This is a genomic window from Acinetobacter sp. YH12106 (assembly GCF_013418995.1).
Lineage (GTDB): Bacteria > Pseudomonadota > Gammaproteobacteria > Pseudomonadales > Moraxellaceae > Acinetobacter > Acinetobacter pseudolwoffii.
Window position 1 is genome coordinate 38,123 of record NZ_VPAV01000008.1, and the last position, 18,756, is coordinate 56,878.

The window sequence follows — 18,756 nt, forward strand, 5'->3', positions numbered from 1 at the left end:
AGGGTGGCGCTATTCTAATCGAGTTACACGCCTTTACAAAATCAAAAAAAGCCCATCTCCTTAAAAAAAGTTGAGGAGTGTGGTAACAGTGACTATAAAAGTTTTGTATTTTTCTGTATAATTTGCCCTCAAATTACATACGCATTGAATTTACATGTCAGATATTAAAACTCTCCGTAACATCGCCATTATTGCGCACGTCGATCATGGTAAAACCACTCTTGTAGACAAACTTTTGCAACAATCAGGTGCTCTCGGTGATCGCGCGGGTGAGATTGAGCGTGTCATGGATTCTGGCGCTATCGAAAGTGAACGTGGTATTACCATTCTTGCAAAAAACACTGCAATTAAATGGACGGATGCACGTACCAATACTGAATATCGCATTAACATCGTGGACACCCCGGGACACGCCGACTTCGGTGGTGAAGTTGAACGTGTAATGTCGATGGTTGACTGCGTACTTCTTCTTGTCGATTCACAAGAAGGCCCGATGCCACAAACACGTTTCGTAACGCAAAAAGCGTTCGCACGTGGTTTGAAGCCAATCGTAATTATTAACAAAGTTGATAAGCCAAGCGCACGTCCAGACTGGGTGATTGACCAGGTATTCGATTTGTTCGATAACTTGGGTGGTTCTGACGAACAGTTAGACTTCCCGGTCGTTTATGCATCTGGTCTTCGTGGTGTGGCGGGTCCTTCTCCAGAAGAACTTGCTGACGACATGACGCCATTGTTCCAAACAATTGTAGACATCGTTGAACCGCCAGCAGTTGACGTTGATGGTCCATTCCAAATGCAAGTGTCTTCACTTGACTATAACAGCTTCGTAGGCGTTATCGGTGTTGGTCGTATTCAACGTGGTTCAGTTAAATTGAACACGCAAGTGACTGTAATCGATAAAGAAGGCAAAACACGTAACGGTCGTATCTTAAAAATCATGGGTTATCATGGTTTAGACCGTGTGGACATCGAAGAAGCCAATGCAGGTGATATCGTTTGCGTAACGGGTATTGATGCATTGAACATTTCTGACACGATTTGTGATCCGAAAGCTGTTGAAGCGCTTCCACCGCTTTCTGTAGATGAACCTACAGTCACAATGACATTCCAGGTAAACAACTCACCGTTTGCTGGTAAAGAAGGTAAATTCGTAACTTCACGTAACATTCGTGAGCGTCTAGATCGCGAATTGATCCACAACGTCGCATTACGTGTTGAAGACACTGACAGTCCTGACCGTTTCAAAGTATCTGGCCGTGGTGAACTTCACCTTTCAGTTTTAATTGAGAACATGCGCCGTGAAGGCTTCGAGATGGGTGTATCTCGTCCGCAAGTCATCTTGAAAGAAATTGACGGTCAAATGCAAGAACCGTACGAAAACGTGACTTTTGACGTTGAAGAACAGCACCAAGGTTCTGTAATGGAGCAAATGGGCAGCCGTAAAGGCGAGATGACCAATATGGAAGTTGACGGTAAAGGCCGTATCCGTATTGAAGCAACTGTTCCTTCACGTGGCTTGATCGGTTTCCGTTCTGAATTCATGACGATGACTTCAGGTACGGGTATCATGACATCAAGCTTCTCGCATTATGGTCCAATGAAACAAGGCCAAGTTGCGAAACGTCAAAACGGTGTGTTGATCTCTATGGTTCAAGGTACTTGCCTGGGCTATGCATTGTTCACATTACAAGACCGTGGTCGTCTATTCGCTAAGCCTCAGTTAGAAGTTTACGAAGGTATGATTATTGGTATTAACTCACGTTCTGACGACATGACTGTGAACCCGACTAAGGCAAAACAGTTAACCAACGTACGTGCATCTGGTACTGATGAAGCATTAACACTTGTTCCTGCAGTTGAATATACGCTTGAACAAGCGCTTGAATTCATTGAAGATGACGAACTAGTTGAAGTAACACCGAAGTCAATCCGTATCCGTAAGCGTTATTTGACTGAAAACGAACGTAAACGTAACCGTTCAGGTAAATAATCTGTAGATTATTGACCTAAGATTCCTAAAGCCGCAATCTTTTCAAAGATTGCGGTTTTTTTTGTATTAAAATTTTAACTAGAACCATAAAACTTATAAAAAACATCACCTTATGTGAAAATGAAATCACTTATAATTAATGTATAATTCATCACAAACTTTAAAATGAATTATTGGAGAAAAAATGAGTATTATTCAAGAATTTAAAGAGTTTGCTGTCAAAGGCAATGTGATGGACCTCGCGGTCGGTGTTATTATTGGTGGAGCATTTGGTAAAATTATTGATTCTTTTGTAAAAGATATCATCATGCCAATCGTTAGCTGGATTTTAGGTGGTGATGTTGACTATTCTAACTGGTTCCTGGTACTGGGTGATAATCCTAATAATGTCACTTCTTTGACAAATGCACAGGCTGAAGGTCTGAATGTATTTGCTTATGGTAACTTCCTAACGATTCTGATTAATTTCCTGTTGTTGGCATGGGTGGTATTCTTACTGGTGAAAATGATGAATAAACTTCGTCGTAAACAGGCAGAAGAAGCACCTGCACCTGAAGCCACCCCTGAAGATATCGAATTATTGCGTGAAATTCGTGATGAATTGAAAAAACGTCCTGAAGCATAAGCGTTCTGACACAAATAAAAAACGGCGCCTCTTGTGCCGTTTTTTTAATCCTCCTAAATCCCCCCTTTTGTTAAAGGGAGGTGGGGAGAGATTTATAAGATTAAAAATCCATCCGGAACTTAATTTCTACCAAATGAAAACCAAACTGGCTTTTGACCGGACCATGTAAGACCCGTTCAGCAGCCGTAAACACCAGCTTATCAATGACAGGCACCAGTTGGCCTTTTTTTACTTCGCCCAGTTCTCCGCCACGCTTGGCAGAATTACAGGTTGAATATTGTTTGGCGATTTTATTAAAGTCAGCGCCACTCAAAATCTTCTTTTTAAGCTGCTCGGCAGTTTCTTTATCTTTAACCAGAATATGACGCACAATGGCTGTTTTCATGACTTTTCCCCTCGTACAGTTGCCAGTTTTTTGACAGGGAGTTGCATCTTTTTCAAAGGCTGACATTCTGGACAGAACACAGAAGCACGTTGTCCCAGTTTAATATTTTCAAGCGTGGTCTCACAGTTCACGCACATTTCCCCGGCACGACCATAGGCCAGCAGCGTTTGCTGAAAATAGCCATTTTCCCCCATGGCGTTGGTGTAATCCCGTAATGTCGACCCGCCTAAATCAATGGCCTGTTTTAATATGCGCTTGATTTCCAGCACTAATTTTTCGATCTGTGCCAAGCTTAAAGTCGAGGCGGGTTGTGCTGGATGAATGCCCATATTGAACAGACTTTCGGTTGCATAAATATTGCCGACACCTACCACCACATGGTTATCCATAATCGCAACTTTGGTGCCAACATTTTTATTTTTCAATTTTTCAAATAAATACTGAGAATTAAAATTTTCACTCAGGGGTTCTGGTCCCAGCGTATCAATCAGTTTGCTTTGTGACTGCGCATCCAGCCATAAAATACAGCCAAAACGACGCGGATCATGATAACGTAGTTCAATATCATCAAACTGAATAATCAGATGATCATGTTTGCGTAATTCTTCAGTTGTTTCACACAAACGAAAGCTGCCAGACATGCCTAAATGCCAGAGCATGGTGTCGTGCTCAAACTCAGCCAGAATATATTTGGAACGGCGCGACAGGTTGAGTAATTTCTGCCCGACCAGCTTTTGTATATTTTCGGGAATGGGCCAGCGCAAACTTGACTGACGGATTTCAACCCGTTTTACACGTTGTTCTAACAAGGGTAATAAACTGGTTTTGGTAGTTTCTACTTCTGGTAATTCAGGCATAACACATCAGTGGCGAGGGAGATGCAGCTAATATTGGGTGAATTGGCCGGGATTGCAAGCGTTAATCTGGGTGAAATCGCCGGAAAATGACTGGGTATTTCATATTTATTTAAGCTGTAATTGTTTAAAGAATAAACTGGGTTTCTATGTTTTTATAGCGAATTTTCTTAGGAGAAAATCGAATGGAAATTATCAATACATTATAAGATATTGAAAAATATATAAATAATTTAATATTATTAAAATAAAAATTATATTTTTATGTTTAAGGCATAACTAAAAGTTTAATGAGTAATAAAAAAAATGCTGAGAATTTATATGAAAAGTTATGTAAATTCATGCACCTATTAGCAATTTAAAAACCTTGCTTGTTTTTCTCTCCGAATGTTTAGGTTTTACATGAAATATTTAGGTCTAGCTCTACTGCCTTTAATGGCTGCCATGACAACCGCTCAGGCGGAATCTGCATTTGATCCACAAGGTCAGTATTTACTGGGGGACTGGAATGGTCAACGTACAGAACTGGCCCAACAGGGAATTAAATTTGAAGCCAATCTGTTAACCGATACAGCCTATCTTGCTGATGGCGGCCGTAATGAGGGCGCAGATCCATTAACTTCTGCCCAATTATGGCTGGGTACTCAACTGGATATGGAGAAACTGGCAGGATGGAATGGCGTCACTGTACGTGCCGCGATGACTGCACGTCAGGGTCAAAGTACCTCTGTTCGTGACTTGCAGGATCCTAGTGCACCGCAACTGGCCAATGTACAAGGTACTTTCGGACGTGGTAATCAGGATAGTCGTCTGAGCGAGCTGTCTATTGAAAAGAATTATAAAGACCAGGGACTCAGTATTAAGGCGGGGCGTCTTGGTCTGGGCATGGACTTTAATGTCATGGCTTGTGATTTTGCCAGTACGGCATTTTGTGCTGCACAGATGGGTAAATGGCAGGGCAATATCTGGATGAATACCCCGGTTGCACAATGGGGTGCGCGCGTGAAGCAGCAACTCAATCCTGAACTTGCCGTACAAGTCGGTGTGTATGAGTTTAATCCAGACAATGGTTTAAGTTATGGCGAAGATCAAGGCTGGAGTTTAGATACAGATCATGCCGATGGCGTGACGATTCCGGCAGAAGTAATCTGGACGCCGAAATCATGGGTGAATGGCCTGCCAGGCAGCTACCGTGTCGGCGGGATGTACAATACTGCCGATAATCCCGAAAATCAGTTTGATATTGCTAAGGGTAAGGTCGATGGTGTGGGGGTTGAGGGTAAAAACCGTACCTTTGCAGGCTGGTTAGCTGTAGAACAACAGTTAACGTCTACAGGTCAGGGCCGTCAGGGTTTGCATTCATTTGCCAACTTTACCTGGCATGACCGCGATACTAACAAAGTGGATAATTCACAACAAATTGGTGTGAAATATATCGGTCTTGCGGACAGCCAGCCGAATGATATTCTGGGATTGGCAGTAAACCGTGTGCATGTGAATGATCGCTTTGCTGATTCACGGCCAGCTTTCAATGCTGATGCAGAATACAATATTGAACTGAACTATAGCTATAATGCAACAAAGTGGCTGATGCTGCGTCCAAACCTGCAATATGTCATTAATCCAGGTTCAAGCAATAATGTAGATGATGCACTGGTACTCGGTTTGACTACACGAATCATCTTCTAAAGTTTGATCGTTCACGTTATAACTAAACAGGCTCTTAGGAGCCTGTTTTTATTTCTAGAGTGAAACTGTGCAATAAAAAGAGGAAATACAGCGTGGCATTACTATTTCAACCTATTCAATTTGGATCACTGCAACTTCAAAATAAAATCGTAATTGCGCCGATGTGTCAGTACTCCGCAACAGAGCAGGGGGAAATCACCTATTGGCACGAGCAGCAATGGGCCAACTATGCCTTATCGGGTGCAGGTTTATGTATTGTCGAAGCGACCGCGGTACAGCCAGAAGGCCGGATCAGTTATGCCGATCTGGGTTTGTGGAATGACGAACAGGCAAAGCAGATCAAGACCTTACTGGAAAAAGTCAAATCCATTTCCCCGATGCCTTTTGCCATTCAGCTCGCACATGCCGGACGTAAAGCTTCAACAGATAAACCATGGGCAGGTAAAGGTCAGTTTAAGCCGAATGAAGCACATGGCTGGCAAACTGTTTCCGCCAGTGATATTCCTTTTCAATCAGATGAGCATCCCCCTAAAGCCTTAAGCCAGTCGGAAATTGAGCAGGTCATTGCTGACTTTGCAGAAAGTGCCAAACGTGCAGTTGAGGCCGGTTTTGACCTGATTGAGCTGCATGCAGCGCATGGTTATTTACTGCATCAGTTCATGTCATCACTTTCAAATAAACGTGATGATCAGTATGGCGGTTCACTGGAAAACCGGATTCGCCTGACTCTGGAAGTATTACAAGCCATGAAAGCGGCGGTTCCAGAAGGTTATCCGATTGGAGTGCGTATTTCGGCCAGCGACTGGATGGATCAGCCAGATAGCTGGACCATTGATTCTTCAGTTGAATTGTCCAAAGCACTGGAAGCTGCTGGGGCTGCCTATATTCATATTTCCAGTGCCGGTTTACATGCTAAACAGAACATTGATGTGAAACCGAATTATCAGGTGCCTTTTGCAGATGCGATCAAGAAAGTGGTGAATATTCCCGTGATTGCCGTGGGATTAATTACTGAAGCTAAGCAGGCAGAAGATATTTTACAAAAGGGCCAAGCCGATGCCATCGCCATTGCCCGTGCCATTCTGTACGATCCCCATTGGCCTTGGCATGCAGCGGCAGCACTTGAGGAAAAAATCAAGATTTCACCGCAATATCTGCGCTGTGCACCGCATGGTTTGAATCACCTGTTTGAGCCTTTTTAACACTGCTTTAGTCTCAGAAATTCTTATAATGGAATATCACTGGCAAGAGGATACTGCATTATGATTTTTGCGGTCATTGTGCCCATATTTTTATTATTGGCACTGGGTTATCTGACTGTAAAGAGTCAAGTGTTAAACAAAGAGCAGGTGGGGGTGGTCGGTGCTTTTGTTATTAAAGTAGCCTTGCCCTTGCTGTTCTTTCAGTCCCTTGCCTCCAAAGACCTGCATGAAATCTGGTATTTTGAATACTTTGCCGTGTATAGCAGCGTGACCTTGCTGCTTTATGGCAGCGGTTTCTGGATCATGCGCCGTCATTTTCAGAATACACATTCGCAAAGTGCAGTGCTGTCGCTGGGCGCTGCAATGTCGAATACCGGCCTGATTGGTACGGCTGTGCTCAGTTTATTGATCGGGCAACAGGCGATGACCTATACCTCTTTGGTGGTCATCATTGAAAGCGTTTTGCTGATTCCGCTGGTGCTGGTCATGGCTGCGCTGGGTACACAACATCAGGCAAATCTTGGCGCCATTCTGAAAAGTGTATTGCTGACTTTGCTAAAGAATCCCTTGTTTATGGGCGTGATGCTCGGGATGGTCTGTGCTGTTTTCCAGATTAAAATTCCGCTCTATATCGATCAGGTCTTTGCCTTGATTGGTCAAACTGCCTCACCATTGGCCCTGTTTGCAATTGGTGGCGGTATTGTGGGAATGAGCCTGAAATACGTTAATCTGCAAAGTTTCTATCTGGTGTTTTCTAACAACATTATGATGCCGCTGCTGATGTATCTTGGCCTCAGTCAATTGACCAGTTTAAGTCAGGAAATGGTTCATGCGGGTACTTTGATTGCTGCCTTACCGATGCCAACAATCTTCGGTATGTTGGGACAGGCCTATGGTTTAAATGATCGAGCCTTAACACCACTGCTGATGAGCACCATCGCTGGTTTTATCGTGACCAGCGGCCTAATTGCCTTGTGGTGGGGATAGCTCATTCCAGGATTGATTCTCTCCTTATAAAAAGCCCCATATTGGCATTTTCTTTTTTAAATTCATGATTATATTTTACAGGTAGAAAAGTCAGCCGCAACTGTTTGAGGCATACGGTGTATTGTACCGCAAGATTAAAAATGATTGTTTTTGCGACAAATTTACCAGTGGATGCTGGCTGACGAGTTTTGCGATGAGAGTATGGCTCCGCAAGATACTTTTCTTGCGAAGCTCCGCTTTTCATTGGGGCGAAACCAAATTAACTCTTTTTGGCAGGTATTTTTTTCTGCTCCGCCATCATTTTGTCTACTGCTGCCAAAGACTCTTTAGCCTGCGGAATATTTTGCTGTGCCAATGCAGCAAAGATTTTTTTCGCTTCAGGCAAGTTTTGCTGCACGATACTGCCATTGGCAAACATATTGCCGACAGCCATCAGGGCAGGGATATAGCCTTTTTTAGCCAGATCCTGAATACTGCTTAAACCTTGCTGAATCGGTTTTTCATCTTTGTTTTTAAAACCAGAGCTGATGTCATATAAGGCTTTGGCGTGAATCGCTTGCATATTACCTTTTGTGATTAATGGTTGCAGCTTTTGTAGTCCGATTTTATTTGAGGCGGGGGTATTTTCAGCAAATAACAGCACAGCCAGATCTACACTGGCATCATCAAAGTTGGCTGCTGAGGCACGTTCCAGATACTGTTTGGCTTTGCTTAAATCCTGCTTTAGTCCTAATGTACCCGCCGCATAATTTTTGCCCAGTACATAATTGGCCACAGGGTAACCTTTGCTGGCTGCCTGTTCATAGAGCTGGATGGCTTTTTTCTCGTCTTTGGCAGTGCCCTGGCCGGTCTGGGTTAAATAGCCTAAGTTATATATGGCTTGGGCATTTCCCTGACTAGCCAATTGATTTAAAGCGTCATAGGCGCCTTTGAAATTATTGGCTTTCACCATGGCTTCAATTTTTACAAACTGGGGGTCGGCCTGATCTTTTACGGTATTTGCCAGAGCGAATTGCGCAGAAACGGCAAGAACTGCAGCGAGTACTAATTTTTTCATGGTTCCTATAACCTTATTATTGCTGGCACCTTATTCCTTGGTGCGGTTTTAATCATTTTCACTTACATCATAAAAGGATTTTGTGCTTTGTAAATATACAATTTGTCACTAAATACAAATCATCGAAGCACAATACACCGATTATATCGATGCATGATTCGGACAGGTTTCTGATCAATCCTGCAGATATCAAAAGGATTACTTTGCTTCAGCCGACTTCTCTGATTAAATCTCGGTTTAAATCAGACTCCCAGGATTTCACCATGTTTGTCAAAACCATTAAACGTCACTATGACAGAATCAATGCAGATGAATCGATTGCCGATGAAGACAAGATTGATGCGCTGCTGATGAAACTTGGTGCAGAGTTTTTGATTAGTCAGGAAGACCGGGTATATGTCTTTCAAAAAGGTGAACTCACGGCAAAGTTTGATGCCAAACATGCGCGTGCTTATCACTTCAAAGATTATGTGGTAAAAGACATGAACAAGCTGTTTCATGGTTTCTAAAACAAAAAAGCCAAGAATTTTATCTTGGCTTTTTTCATGGGCGGAACCTGAATTATTGCGGACGCGCCACATCACCACTTAAGGCTTCAGGAAGTTCCAGCACTTCTAGGCCCAATTCGGTTAATGCCTCAGGCTTTGCCACGACTAGCGCTTTATAACCGGCATCAGTCGTGATGCTATTAACGATTTCAACATCATTATTCAGTTTGGTTGCAACATCAGGCGCGGTATCTGTGCCTTGAACCAGATGTAACCAGTGTTTGGGCTTGGCTTTAAACCATAAGCGTGCAATGACTTCCTGACCTAAGTAACAACCTTTGTCATAGTGAATGCTTTCACGTTGATGTAAGCGCAATTCCTGTGGTTGAAATAGGGTCGCAGTGGCCGCCTGAATCCAGGCCTGACCTGATTCAATGGCTTGCTGCTCCCAGGTCGCCACATCGGTTTCAGTCGCAACAAAGTCAGTATGAATATCATTGATCACAGGATAAACCGCACCGACCAGTTCCAGTTTCATTTTTGAAAAGGCACCAAATTTTTTAATATGATTCGCCAGTTCAGTGGCCTGATCGTCAGTACTTACAATTTCAAAGCTTTCCGGACTGAGCTTTTTAAGCCATAAGCCAAATTGAATACGGCCTTTCAAGCTACAGATCGCGGTATAACGTGTCTGGTTTTCAGCCAATGTTTCAGTATTCAAAGTCACCTGACCTTGAAGGAATTTTTGTGCATCAACACCATTCAGACTAAACAATGTAAAAGCAGGAGACGTTGCCATGATAAGCCCCAGTTTGAATACTATAAATCAATGCAGTTATTGTGCAGCAAGCATCAAATAGAGGCAAACAAAAAAGCCAACAATCTAAATCATCGGCTTTTATGGAATGATAATATTTAGTGGTGATGGCTAGCCGGTAATGGCGAATCACAAGGGAATTTACCGCCACAAATCCGAACATATTCCATCATGCCCTGATCTTCATGATCGAGAATATGACAATGCTGTACAAAATCACCTTCAAATTTCTTGTAATGGCTGCGGACAATTACCTGATACCCCTGTTTAACAAAGATTGTATCTTTAAACTGTCCTTTTAAGCCGCGGTATTGAATATCTTCCAGATTAGGATTTGGATCTACTGCCAGCGGAATATCGCTGACATCCTTACCCGTTGGATCCAGTACTTTTACAATCTGGAAGGGGTTCACATGGATATGATAAGGATGATTCAGGTTATTACTGCTAAGAATCCATTCATCAATTTGCCCAAATTCCAGTTTCCGTACATATGCACCTTCTACTGCATCCGCGCCGGTAAAGAGGTCACCAAAACTATAGATTCCCTCAATATCACTGTAACGGTAGCCAAACTTACCATTTGGACCAAAGCTGGCATCGAAGGTTGAGCGTTGTGGTGGACGGTTTTTTAAGCGATTTTCAATTTCAGTGGTCATCAGCGATGGATGGTCGATAAAGGCAGAAAGCTTTAACTGTGAGAGCTGGGTCTGAATTTCTTTGTTTAAGCCAATTTTCTGTGCCTGAGTTTGTAAAAACTGGGCTGGCGTTTGCGCTTTTAATTTACTCGCTTTGACATTCACCCATCCCAGTAGTTGGGCATTTAACGTATTACCCGGAGCGAGTTGAGGGGTAATTTGTCCGGATGTAGGGATGGTATTGATTTCATCATCAATGTTCAAGTTGGTGTCAAAAATACAGTATCTATTCGTGCTTGGGAAGGCGACCATCGCATCGTGACGGTAACCGGGTTGAAATATCGAGATTCTACGTGTCTGCACATGATCCATGGTTAAACCATCCTGAGCAATGGTATAGACCGGCAAGCTGGTGAGCTGATCAAAATCTGCTTTTTTGTCTTCTTCCTGGAATTCAGAACAAGCTTTAATGGTTTGTTCAGCGGTAAATTTTTGTGATTTTGGCAGTTCCTTAATAATAAGACCAAGGGTGTCGCGAACACCACCATGAATCATACGCCAGCGCTTAAACTGGTTTTGCTCAACTTGAATCTCGCCATGTACTTTGCCATTAATCGAGGTGTAATAATGATTTGCTCCCCATGAATTAAAGGCATTCAGGCCTTGATAATCTTCCAGCATACCGACTTCACCAGCATCACAATTATTGAGATTGGTTGTACCTGCCGGGTGAGTGCATCGATACTGAATTTGCTGAAACAGGAGGATATTTTCATTAGAATAGCTGTTCTTGCCTTTATCTTTCCACAGAATATCCATGTCTCCCGTCGATAACTTCATTGATGACTTTATTCTCGATAAAAATCATCTGCTACCACAGAGAATCTATAAATAATAGTGCGTAAGTCCTAACATATTAAAATAGTTGTAAAATTTGTAAGAAAGTCTTACGAAAATTATGGAATTGAATCAGGACACAGCTTTTAAATGGTTCTATCGCTGAAATACGATGATTTTCGGAATTATTGTATAAGGATGTTTTGAAGATATGCTTAATATCCAGTTTTTATCAACAAGCCGCTTGCATATAAAGACCTAAATGTAAGAGAAGAGACTTATTTGGCTTTTAATAGTTGGCTTTTAATCGGTTATAGGGTCTATTCGCTGCTTAAAATACAGCTCATAAAAGTTGCATGAATATGAAATAAAGCCTGTTTATTGCGCCTATATGTTGATTGTTTTTTATGCTGTTGTGAGTGTCTCATACTAAAGAATGAGATGAATTTTCTACGATTTTTCAAAAAAATAGAAGTTTAGAGCCAAAATTCTAAAGGCCAGATAACAAATTTATTAAAATAGACCGATTTCTATAATTAAACTATTGAAAATTATAAGATTTGGGAAATGGACTTTCGGCAGCGTACAATGCCTTGATTAAAAACAAGTCATCAATAAATTTTGATGTGCAAAAAAGAGTAATAAACGAGGGCAGGCAAGCTATGAACAACAACTACCGTAAACCGCTGCAATCCACCCAGCTGGAATATTATGACGTGCGTCAGGCCGTAGAAGATATTCAGCCAGGCGCATATGCCAAACTTCCTTATACCTCCAAAGTGCTTGCTGAGCAGCTGGTTCGTCGTTGTGATCCTGCCATTTTAGAACAGTCTTTGCGACAGCTGATTGAGCGTAAACAGGAACATGATTTTCCATGGTATCCGGCACGTGTGGTCTGTCACGACATCTTGGGACAAACGGCTTTGGTCGATCTTGCCGGCTTACGTGATGCAATTGCAGAACAGGGCGGTGACCCGGCTAAAGTCAATCCAGTGGTACCGACCCAGCTGATTGTCGATCATTCATTGGCAGTGGAATTTGGTGGTTTTGATCCGGATGCTTTTGAGAAAAACCGCGCGATTGAAGACCGTCGTAATGAAGACCGTTTTCATTTTATTGAATGGACCAAAACCGCGTTTGAAAATGTCGATGTGATTCCTGCCGGTAATGGCATCATGCACCAGATCAACCTGGAGAAAATGTCTCCGGTGATTCAAAACCGTGACGGTCTGGCATTCCCGGACACCTGTGTCGGTACAGATTCGCATACGCCTCATACAGATGCATTGGGCGTGATCTCGATTGGTGTTGGCGGCTTGGAAGCGGAAAATGTGATGCTGGGCCGTGCATCTTGGATGCGTCTGCCTGACATCATTGGTGTGGAGTTTGTTGGTCAGCGTCAGCCGGGCATTACCGCAACCGATATTGTGCTCGCACTGACAGAATTCCTGCGTAAAGAACGTGTGGTCGGGGCATACTTAGAATTCTTCGGTGAAGGTGCCGACAGCATGTCAGTGGGTGATCGTGCCACGATTTCCAACATGACTCCGGAATACGGTGCAACCGCTGCGATGTTCTATATCGATCAGAACACCATTGATTATCTGACTTTGACCGGTCGTGAAGCAGAGCAAGTCAAACTGGTTGAAACTTATGCCAAAGAGATTGGTCTGTGGGCATCGGATATGACTCAGGCAGAATATCCACGTGTATTGCGTTTTGATCTTTCAACAGTAACCCGTAACATTGCTGGCCCATCCAATCCACATGCTCGTGTCTCGACATCTGACTTAAAAGAAAAAGGCATTGCCGGTAATCTAGAGGCTGCACGTGCGCAAGAAGCTGAAGGTTTAATGCCAGATGGCGCGGTGATTATCGCGGCGATTACGTCTTGTACCAATACCTCAAACCCGCGAAATACCGTGGCGGCAGGTTTGCTGGCGCGTAAGGCCAATGAACTCGGTTTAGTCCGTAAGCCTTGGGTGAAATCTTCTTTTGCACCGGGTTCTAAAGCAGCAGCGTTATATTTGGAAGAAGCTGGCGTACTCAAAGATTTAGAAAAACTGGGTTTTGGGATCGTGGCTTATGCCTGCACCACTTGTAACGGCATGTCGGGCGCACTAGATCCAAAAATTCAGCAAGAAATTATTGACCGTGACCTGTATGCCACAGCGGTATTGTCGGGCAACCGTAATTTCGATGGCCGTATCCATCCTTATGCGAAGCAGGCTTTTCTGGCATCTCCACCACTGGTGGTGGCGTATGCGATTGCCGGTACGATTCGTTTTGATATCGAAACGGATTCACTTGGTAATGACAAAGATGGCAACCCGATTTATCTAAAAGACATCTGGCCATCGGATGAAGAAATTGATGCACTGGTGAAAGAAGCAGTGAAGCCGGAACAGTTCCGTCAAATCTATATTCCGATGTTTGACTTGGGTGTGAATGAAAAGGCAGCAAGCCCGCTATATGACTGGCGTCCGCAAAGTACCTATATCCGCCGTCCGCCGTATTGGGAAGGTGCTCTCGCTGCACCACGTACCTTAGCCAATATGCGTCCACTGGCGATCTTGGGTGATAACATCACCACCGATCATTTGTCACCATCCAATGCGATTGTGCTCGACAGTGCTTCAGGCGAATACCTGAAAAAAATGGGCGTGCCTGAGGAAGACTTTAACTCTTATGCAACGCATCGTGGTGATCACCTGACCACACAACGTGCAACATTTGCCAACCCGAAACTGTTTAATGAAATGGTGGTGCGTTCAGACGGCAGCATCAAGCAGGGTTCGAAAGCACGTGTGGAGCCTGAAGGCGAAGTGATGCGGATGTGGGAAGCGATTGAAACCTACATGAACCGTAAACAGCCGTTGATCATTATTGCCGGTAAGGATTATGGTCAGGGTTCTAGCCGTGACTGGGCAGCGAAAGGTGTACGTCTGGCTGGTGTGGAAGCGATTGTCGCAGAAGGTTTTGAGCGTATCCACCGTACCAACTTGGTCGGTATGGGGGTATTGCCGCTTGAGTTTAAGCCGGGTACGGATCGTAAGACTTTAGGTCTTGATGGTACGGAGCTGTATAGTGTGATTGGTAATATCGCGCCACGTTCGACTTTGACTTTGGTGATTGAGCGTTCAACCGATGATGGTAAGAACCAGATTATTGAAGTGCCTGTGACTTGCCGTCTGGATACTGAAGAAGAAGTGCATGTGTATGAAGCGGGTGGGGTGTTGCAACGCTTTGCACAGGATTTCTTGGAAGGGAATGTGGCTTGATGATTTCAATTGGTCTTATTTGATTTTAATATATAAAAAACCTACATTCATGTAGGTTTTTTATTTGTGAAATTTTATGTACGTTCAACCAGAAATACAGAATAGATTAGATATCTTGTTTAAAGATTTTACCTATGCAGATCCAAAATCTGAAAATTTGATTGATGATAAATCTTATATTTCTATTTCTCGTGAGGACTTTCCTGTTGAAGCTATTTTACTGTTTACCTTACATAAAATATGTAAATTCAGTTCTATTTATAGATGGGATAAGATGCATTGGGGAATAGTTTTTAAATATAAAGGTATTGTGAATATGATAAGTTCACATAAATTTGGTTTGAGAATTTATAGCCAAAAAGTAGATAGAAGTACAAATCATAAAGAAGTCATAAATAAACTAAAGAAGAATATTAAGTTTATCGAGACAAAAATATTAGCTCAATATGCTGAAGAACAAATTAATTCAAGCAATTTTACGATTCAAAATAACTTTCATAAGTTAGATAATCAGTACATGTACTTTCGTTATGAAGCTCAAAAATTATTCGCTAAAGAAATTACCAGGAAAGATAAAGATTTTACGAAAGTACTTTCAAATTATCTTAGGAAAAAAGATTGGGAAAGAGAAGCTGTATATAACGCACTTTCAATGATTGATTCATATTTTAGTAGATTAGAGCATGTATTGGTTTTAATACTTCCATTTGCAAAAAAAGATTCAAAATATGAAATTAAAAAAATCATTGGTCAATTTTGGTCTGAAAAATATATTGAAGTGTTAGGATGCAAAGGTTTATCCAAAAAGATTTATGACAATCTAATTCAAATAAAAGAAAAATATCGTAACACTTTTGCTCATGGTGGATTTGAAAAAAAGAGTCAATCATTTCATTTCCATTTAGAGGGATATGGAGCAGTTCCTGCAACAATGTCTGATTATAAAAATAGCGTCCACTTTACCTCAACTCCTTTAAATGAAGATAAGTTTATTGAAATTGTAAAGATTTTTGACGAGCTTGATAGGTATATCGAAGAAAACTTGGTAGCAGGGTGGAAGTTTTGTCAAAGCGGATTGGATTTGATAATGGATAGATCTTCGTTGAAGAATATGCTTGAAGTTTCTCAAGATCCAGATAATTTCGAGCATTGGCTACAAAATGAGAATGAGAGGTTATGTAATTATATCAATGCTGATTATTAGAACTAACTTAGTGACTAATAGCTAGTCTTCTAGTCTTCGCCCAAACGACATCATCATTTACAAAAATGGACAATAGACATTCATCACCAGAGGGTTATACTAGACAGACCATTTCTAAAACCATGGAGAACAAAGATGGTTACTGCTGGCGAAAAACCCGGAACAGGCTTCTATTTTTGTGTTCAATGCGGACACCGCACCTACTTAGAAATTGGTACTGATCGTTTACCACCGTGTACCAAATGCCAAGGCAATCAATTTAACAATAAGAATGCCTAAGCAAAACAACTCAAACAGTTACCCTCTGTTTTGAACGAAAGCCCTATTACTCGATAGGGCTTTTTGTTATCCAAACATCACTATTTATAGTTTAAGATTAATTGAAAACTAACCATTACAACCCCATCTAAAACCCTAGATTCACAGTGTTTAGGGCAGCTTAATTGCAACATTATCTTGATCTTAATCACGACTCAGGTGTTGCCAATTACGAGATTGGTAACGAATTTATTCGCGTGCAATTTAAGAAAACCTCGAAAGTTTATACCTACAGTTATAGCAGTGCCGGTGATCAGCATGTGGAAAACATGAAACAGCTTGCCCGATATGGCGATGGCCTGAACGCCTATATCAACCAACATACTCGTCAGCTTTTTGTACGCTAAAACTGGTCTGCTTCTTGCTTCAATCAAAGTCCTAATCGGCAAATATTTAATAACAGCTAAATATCTGCCTTGAAATAGTGCAAGTGCATATATTAAAAAGAGGGCTATCACTTATGGATATTCAACAGCACGCACCAGAGTCAGGAAAATTAGATAAAAAAGCCCATTTCTATTCAGCATGGCCGCTCATCTTGATTCTTTTTGGGGGCGCGATTGGCTCGTTTTACGCTGTGATCGCCTATCTACTTAACCTGAAAATTTATAGTTCTGAGCTGACCAGACTCAACAAGGTCTTGGCCAATCTTCTGTGCGGGATGTCCGCGATCAGTGCCTGGTGGTTTAGTGTGCAATGGATTCAGGGAACATTCTTTCAATAAAACAGTAATTATGTCCTGAATATAAATTGCAATAAACTCTAATTTTATCGAATAAAAAAGCGTAAAAAATCAGAAATGGAATTTATTTCTCTATATTGATATAAATGATGAAATAAATTTTCAGATTTAGTCGAAATTAAAAAAACATAGGAAATTAATCCCGTCCGTCTTTGCCTAATATAGCTTTCAAGGGTGTGATGGGATCGGAAAGAGTAGCATGCTGCGAGCGGCGCAAAACGCGAGTGCAGTACGAACCCAAAAGGTCTCGATCCGGCTTAGGACGCTATAGACCACAAGTTTATAGGCTATAAGATCAAGTCTTACAAAGATTGATAGTTGAAGTAAACCATGAAACGTTTTCCCAACACCCTAAAAAATTTTCCAGTAAGGCAACATAAGAAATTATTAAAATAATAATAAATCAAAAACTTAAGAAAATATTCATTCCAGCAAGATACAAATCAGTTCTCATTTTCCCAGATCAAAACTGTTATTTTTAAAGCATCAGCTGCCCGGTGGGGAATTGTGATGAATCTCGATATTTGGTGTCGTTTTTTGCTATTTTCCTTGCTCATCAATTACGTCATTCTTATGCTCTGGTTCACGGTTTTTGTATTTGCCCGAAACTGGATGAAACAAGTGCACGGAAAATGGTTCCGGCTGTCTGAAGCCAGTTTCGATGTGATTCATTATTCGGGTATGGCGCTATATAAAATTGGAATTTTGCTGTTTAACCTGGCGCCTTTAATTGCAATCTATTTGATCAAACCAAGTTAAGCGCGATCCTGAACTGAATCTTTTAATGACAAAAAATAGCTTGGGATTAGTCCAGTTAAATAACAATTAAAACAGGATTTCAAAGGAGTTGATGCAGATGAATCAAGTCAAACCGGCACTGATTTTGGGTGCCTTGATTGCTTTAGGGATGATAATTTCAGGATGGATTCTGGGCAATAGCGCCTTAAAAATCAAACAGTATGAACGTATTGTGTCGGTCAAAGGTTTGTCGGAACGCGAAGTCAAAGCTGATGTAGCAGTCTGGCCGATCCGTTTTAACGCAGGCAGTCAGGATCTGGCCCAGTTGTACGATACCATGCAAAACAATACCCAGGAAATTCAGACCTTTCTAAAAAATGAAGGTTTTAGTGTCGAAGAGATCACCAGTGCTTCACCGAGTATTACCGATAAATACGCCCAGCAATACGGCGGTGATGCCAATGTCGCACTGCGCTATACTGCCAGTCAGACCATTACCGTCTATACCCACAACATCGATGCAGTACGCAAGGCACAAAGCCGTCTGATGGCTTTGGGTCGAAAAGGCATTGCCTTTGCTGGAGATGATTCCGGACAAAGAACCGAATATTTATTTACTAAGTTGAATGACATTAAGCCGGCGATGATTGAACAAGCCACCGAAAATGCCCGCAGTGTGGCAGAAAAATTTGCCGCAGATTCAAAAAGCAGTCTGGGGAAAATCAAGTCCGCCAATCAGGGCATGTTTAGTATCGAAGATCGCGACAGCAATACCCCCTATTTGAAAAAAGTCCGTGTAGTTTCGACGGTGGATTATTATCTGGCAGATTAATTTATCTGGCTATGCGCGGTGATTGACAGGTTAAATACAGCTTGTTATTTTGCGCGCATTGTTCCAGAT

The 18,756-nt window shown here is 42.0% G+C and carries 18 protein-coding genes and 1 pseudogene; 13 read left to right on the forward strand and 6 right to left on the reverse strand.

All coding sequences use genetic code 11. The features are described 5' to 3' along the window. Positions 1-154 precede the first annotated feature (154 nt). Both typA and mscL read left to right on the forward strand, forming a co-directional pair. Positions 155-1,993, forward strand: coding sequence for a translational GTPase TypA (gene typA, locus FTU45_RS08390; RefSeq protein WP_005097994.1), 1,839 nt, complete (start codon positions 155-157; stop codon positions 1,991-1,993). A gap of 184 nt (positions 1,994-2,177) precedes the next feature. Continuing rightward, positions 2,178-2,618 carry a large conductance mechanosensitive channel protein MscL gene (gene mscL, locus FTU45_RS08395; protein ID WP_074383487.1) on the forward strand — a complete coding sequence of 147 codons (441 nt, stop codon included), beginning with the start codon at positions 2,178-2,180 and terminating at the stop codon, positions 2,616-2,618. Between the two features lie 100 nt (positions 2,619-2,718). Here the strand turns inward: mscL and FTU45_RS08400 are convergent, their stop codons facing one another. Together FTU45_RS08400 and mutM are read right to left on the reverse strand one after the other, a co-directional pair. Continuing rightward, a complete protein-coding gene (locus tag FTU45_RS08400) occupies positions 2,719-3,003 on the reverse strand; it encodes a peptidylprolyl isomerase (RefSeq protein WP_004281718.1) in 285 nt (94 codons plus the stop codon). After that, complete coding sequence (gene mutM / locus FTU45_RS08405) at positions 3,000-3,860, reverse strand: bifunctional DNA-formamidopyrimidine glycosylase/DNA-(apurinic or apyrimidinic site) lyase (protein ID WP_159516689.1); 861 nt, start codon at positions 3,858-3,860, stop codon at positions 3,000-3,002. Before mutM ends, FTU45_RS08400 begins: the two co-directional genes overlap by 4 nt. A 399-nt stretch (positions 3,861-4,259) precedes the next feature. Between mutM and FTU45_RS08410 the strand changes: the two genes are divergently transcribed. From FTU45_RS08410 to FTU45_RS08420, 3 genes are all read left to right on the forward strand, one after another. Next, positions 4,260-5,546, forward strand: coding sequence for a carbohydrate porin (locus tag FTU45_RS08410; RefSeq protein WP_180076250.1), 1,287 nt, complete (start codon positions 4,260-4,262; stop codon positions 5,544-5,546). A 92-nt stretch (positions 5,547-5,638) separates the two neighbouring features. Then, the gene (locus tag FTU45_RS08415) at positions 5,639-6,748 is read left to right on the forward strand and encodes an NADH:flavin oxidoreductase/NADH oxidase (protein WP_180076251.1); all 1,110 of its coding nucleotides are present in this window, start codon (positions 5,639-5,641) and stop codon (positions 6,746-6,748) included. Positions 6,749-6,808: 60 nt separating this feature from the next. Next, positions 6,809-7,735 (forward strand): AEC family transporter, encoded by a 927-nt coding sequence (locus FTU45_RS08420; protein WP_180076252.1) that lies wholly within the window; start codon positions 6,809-6,811, stop codon positions 7,733-7,735. 1 nt (position 7,736) lies between these two features. Here the strand turns inward: FTU45_RS08420 and FTU45_RS08425 are convergent, their stop codons facing one another. Then, a complete protein-coding gene (locus FTU45_RS08425; RefSeq protein WP_005097986.1) occupies positions 7,737-7,979 on the reverse strand; it encodes a hypothetical protein in 243 nt (80 codons plus the stop codon). 15 nt (positions 7,980-7,994) lie between these two features. Continuing rightward, positions 7,995-8,792, reverse strand: coding sequence for a tetratricopeptide repeat protein (locus FTU45_RS08430; protein ID WP_180076253.1), 798 nt, complete (start codon positions 8,790-8,792; stop codon positions 7,995-7,997). Positions 8,793-9,055: 263 nt separating this feature from the next. On the opposite strand from FTU45_RS08430, the gene FTU45_RS08435 reads away from it, so the two are divergent. Next, the gene (locus FTU45_RS08435; RefSeq protein ID WP_159516693.1) at positions 9,056-9,301 is read left to right on the forward strand and encodes a hypothetical protein; all 246 of its coding nucleotides are present in this window, start codon (positions 9,056-9,058) and stop codon (positions 9,299-9,301) included. A 52-nt stretch (positions 9,302-9,353) separates the two neighbouring features. Here the strand turns inward: FTU45_RS08435 and FTU45_RS08440 are convergent, their stop codons facing one another. Both FTU45_RS08440 and FTU45_RS15575 read right to left on the reverse strand, forming a co-directional pair. Next, positions 9,354-10,079: a folate-binding protein YgfZ gene (locus tag FTU45_RS08440; RefSeq protein WP_180076254.1), complete on the reverse strand. Its 726-nt coding sequence runs from the start codon at positions 10,077-10,079 to the stop codon at positions 9,354-9,356. A 116-nt stretch (positions 10,080-10,195) separates the two neighbouring features. Next, a pseudogene (locus tag FTU45_RS15575) lies at positions 10,196-11,590 on the reverse strand (multicopper oxidase domain-containing protein); the annotation flags it as partial. Positions 11,591-12,234: 644 nt separating this feature from the next. Between FTU45_RS15575 and acnD the strand changes: the two are divergent. From acnD to FTU45_RS08480, 7 genes are all read left to right on the forward strand, one after another. Further along, positions 12,235-14,853: a Fe/S-dependent 2-methylisocitrate dehydratase AcnD gene (gene acnD, locus FTU45_RS08450; protein ID WP_005097979.1), complete on the forward strand. Its 2,619-nt coding sequence runs from the start codon at positions 12,235-12,237 to the stop codon at positions 14,851-14,853. Between the two features lie 76 nt (positions 14,854-14,929). Next, a complete protein-coding gene (locus tag FTU45_RS15455; RefSeq protein WP_005097978.1) occupies positions 14,930-16,057 on the forward strand; it encodes a hypothetical protein in 1,128 nt (375 codons plus the stop codon). A gap of 135 nt (positions 16,058-16,192) precedes the next feature. Continuing rightward, positions 16,193-16,336 (forward strand): zinc ribbon-containing protein, encoded by a 144-nt coding sequence (locus tag FTU45_RS08460; protein WP_004645925.1) that lies wholly within the window; start codon positions 16,193-16,195, stop codon positions 16,334-16,336. Positions 16,337-16,500: 164 nt separating this feature from the next. Then, positions 16,501-16,722, forward strand: coding sequence for a hypothetical protein (locus FTU45_RS08465; RefSeq protein WP_180075569.1), 222 nt, complete (start codon positions 16,501-16,503; stop codon positions 16,720-16,722). A gap of 113 nt (positions 16,723-16,835) precedes the next feature. After that, complete coding sequence (locus FTU45_RS08470; protein WP_180076255.1) at positions 16,836-17,099, forward strand: hypothetical protein; 264 nt, start codon at positions 16,836-16,838, stop codon at positions 17,097-17,099. Between the two features lie 528 nt (positions 17,100-17,627). Next, positions 17,628-17,876 carry a DUF6868 family protein gene (locus tag FTU45_RS08475; protein ID WP_180076256.1) on the forward strand — a complete coding sequence of 83 codons (249 nt, stop codon included), beginning with the start codon at positions 17,628-17,630 and terminating at the stop codon, positions 17,874-17,876. Positions 17,877-17,973: 97 nt separating this feature from the next. Continuing rightward, positions 17,974-18,687: an SIMPL domain-containing protein gene (locus FTU45_RS08480; protein WP_180076257.1), complete on the forward strand. Its 714-nt coding sequence runs from the start codon at positions 17,974-17,976 to the stop codon at positions 18,685-18,687. Positions 18,688-18,756 lie beyond the last annotated feature (69 nt).

Coding starts and splice junctions, on each gene's coding strand:
- typA (WP_005097994.1), top strand. CDS start 155: ATGTCAGATATTAAAACTCTCCGTAACATCGCCATTATTGCGCACGTC.
- mscL (WP_074383487.1), top strand. CDS start 2,178: ATGAGTATTATTCAAGAATTTAAAGAGTTTGCTGTCAAAGGCAATGTG.
- FTU45_RS08400 (WP_004281718.1), bottom strand. CDS start 3,003: ATGAAAACAGCCATTGTGCGTCATATTCTGGTTAAAGATAAAGAAACT.
- mutM (WP_159516689.1), bottom strand. CDS start 3,860: ATGCCTGAATTACCAGAAGTAGAAACTACCAAAACCAGTTTATTACCC.
- FTU45_RS08410 (WP_180076250.1), top strand. CDS start 4,260: ATGAAATATTTAGGTCTAGCTCTACTGCCTTTAATGGCTGCCATGACA.
- FTU45_RS08420 (WP_180076252.1), top strand. CDS start 6,809: ATGATTTTTGCGGTCATTGTGCCCATATTTTTATTATTGGCACTGGGT.
- FTU45_RS08425 (WP_005097986.1), bottom strand. CDS start 7,979: ATGAAAAGCGGAGCTTCGCAAGAAAAGTATCTTGCGGAGCCATACTCT.
- FTU45_RS08430 (WP_180076253.1), bottom strand. CDS start 8,792: ATGAAAAAATTAGTACTCGCTGCAGTTCTTGCCGTTTCTGCGCAATTC.
- FTU45_RS08435 (WP_159516693.1), top strand. CDS start 9,056: ATGTTTGTCAAAACCATTAAACGTCACTATGACAGAATCAATGCAGAT.
- FTU45_RS08440 (WP_180076254.1), bottom strand. CDS start 10,079: ATGGCAACGTCTCCTGCTTTTACATTGTTTAGTCTGAATGGTGTTGAT.
- acnD (WP_005097979.1), top strand. CDS start 12,235: ATGAACAACAACTACCGTAAACCGCTGCAATCCACCCAGCTGGAATAT.
- FTU45_RS15455 (WP_005097978.1), top strand. CDS start 14,930: ATGTACGTTCAACCAGAAATACAGAATAGATTAGATATCTTGTTTAAA.
- FTU45_RS08460 (WP_004645925.1), top strand. CDS start 16,193: ATGGTTACTGCTGGCGAAAAACCCGGAACAGGCTTCTATTTTTGTGTT.
- FTU45_RS08470 (WP_180076255.1), top strand. CDS start 16,836: ATGGATATTCAACAGCACGCACCAGAGTCAGGAAAATTAGATAAAAAA.
- FTU45_RS08475 (WP_180076256.1), top strand. CDS start 17,628: ATGAATCTCGATATTTGGTGTCGTTTTTTGCTATTTTCCTTGCTCATC.
- FTU45_RS08480 (WP_180076257.1), top strand. CDS start 17,974: ATGAATCAAGTCAAACCGGCACTGATTTTGGGTGCCTTGATTGCTTTA.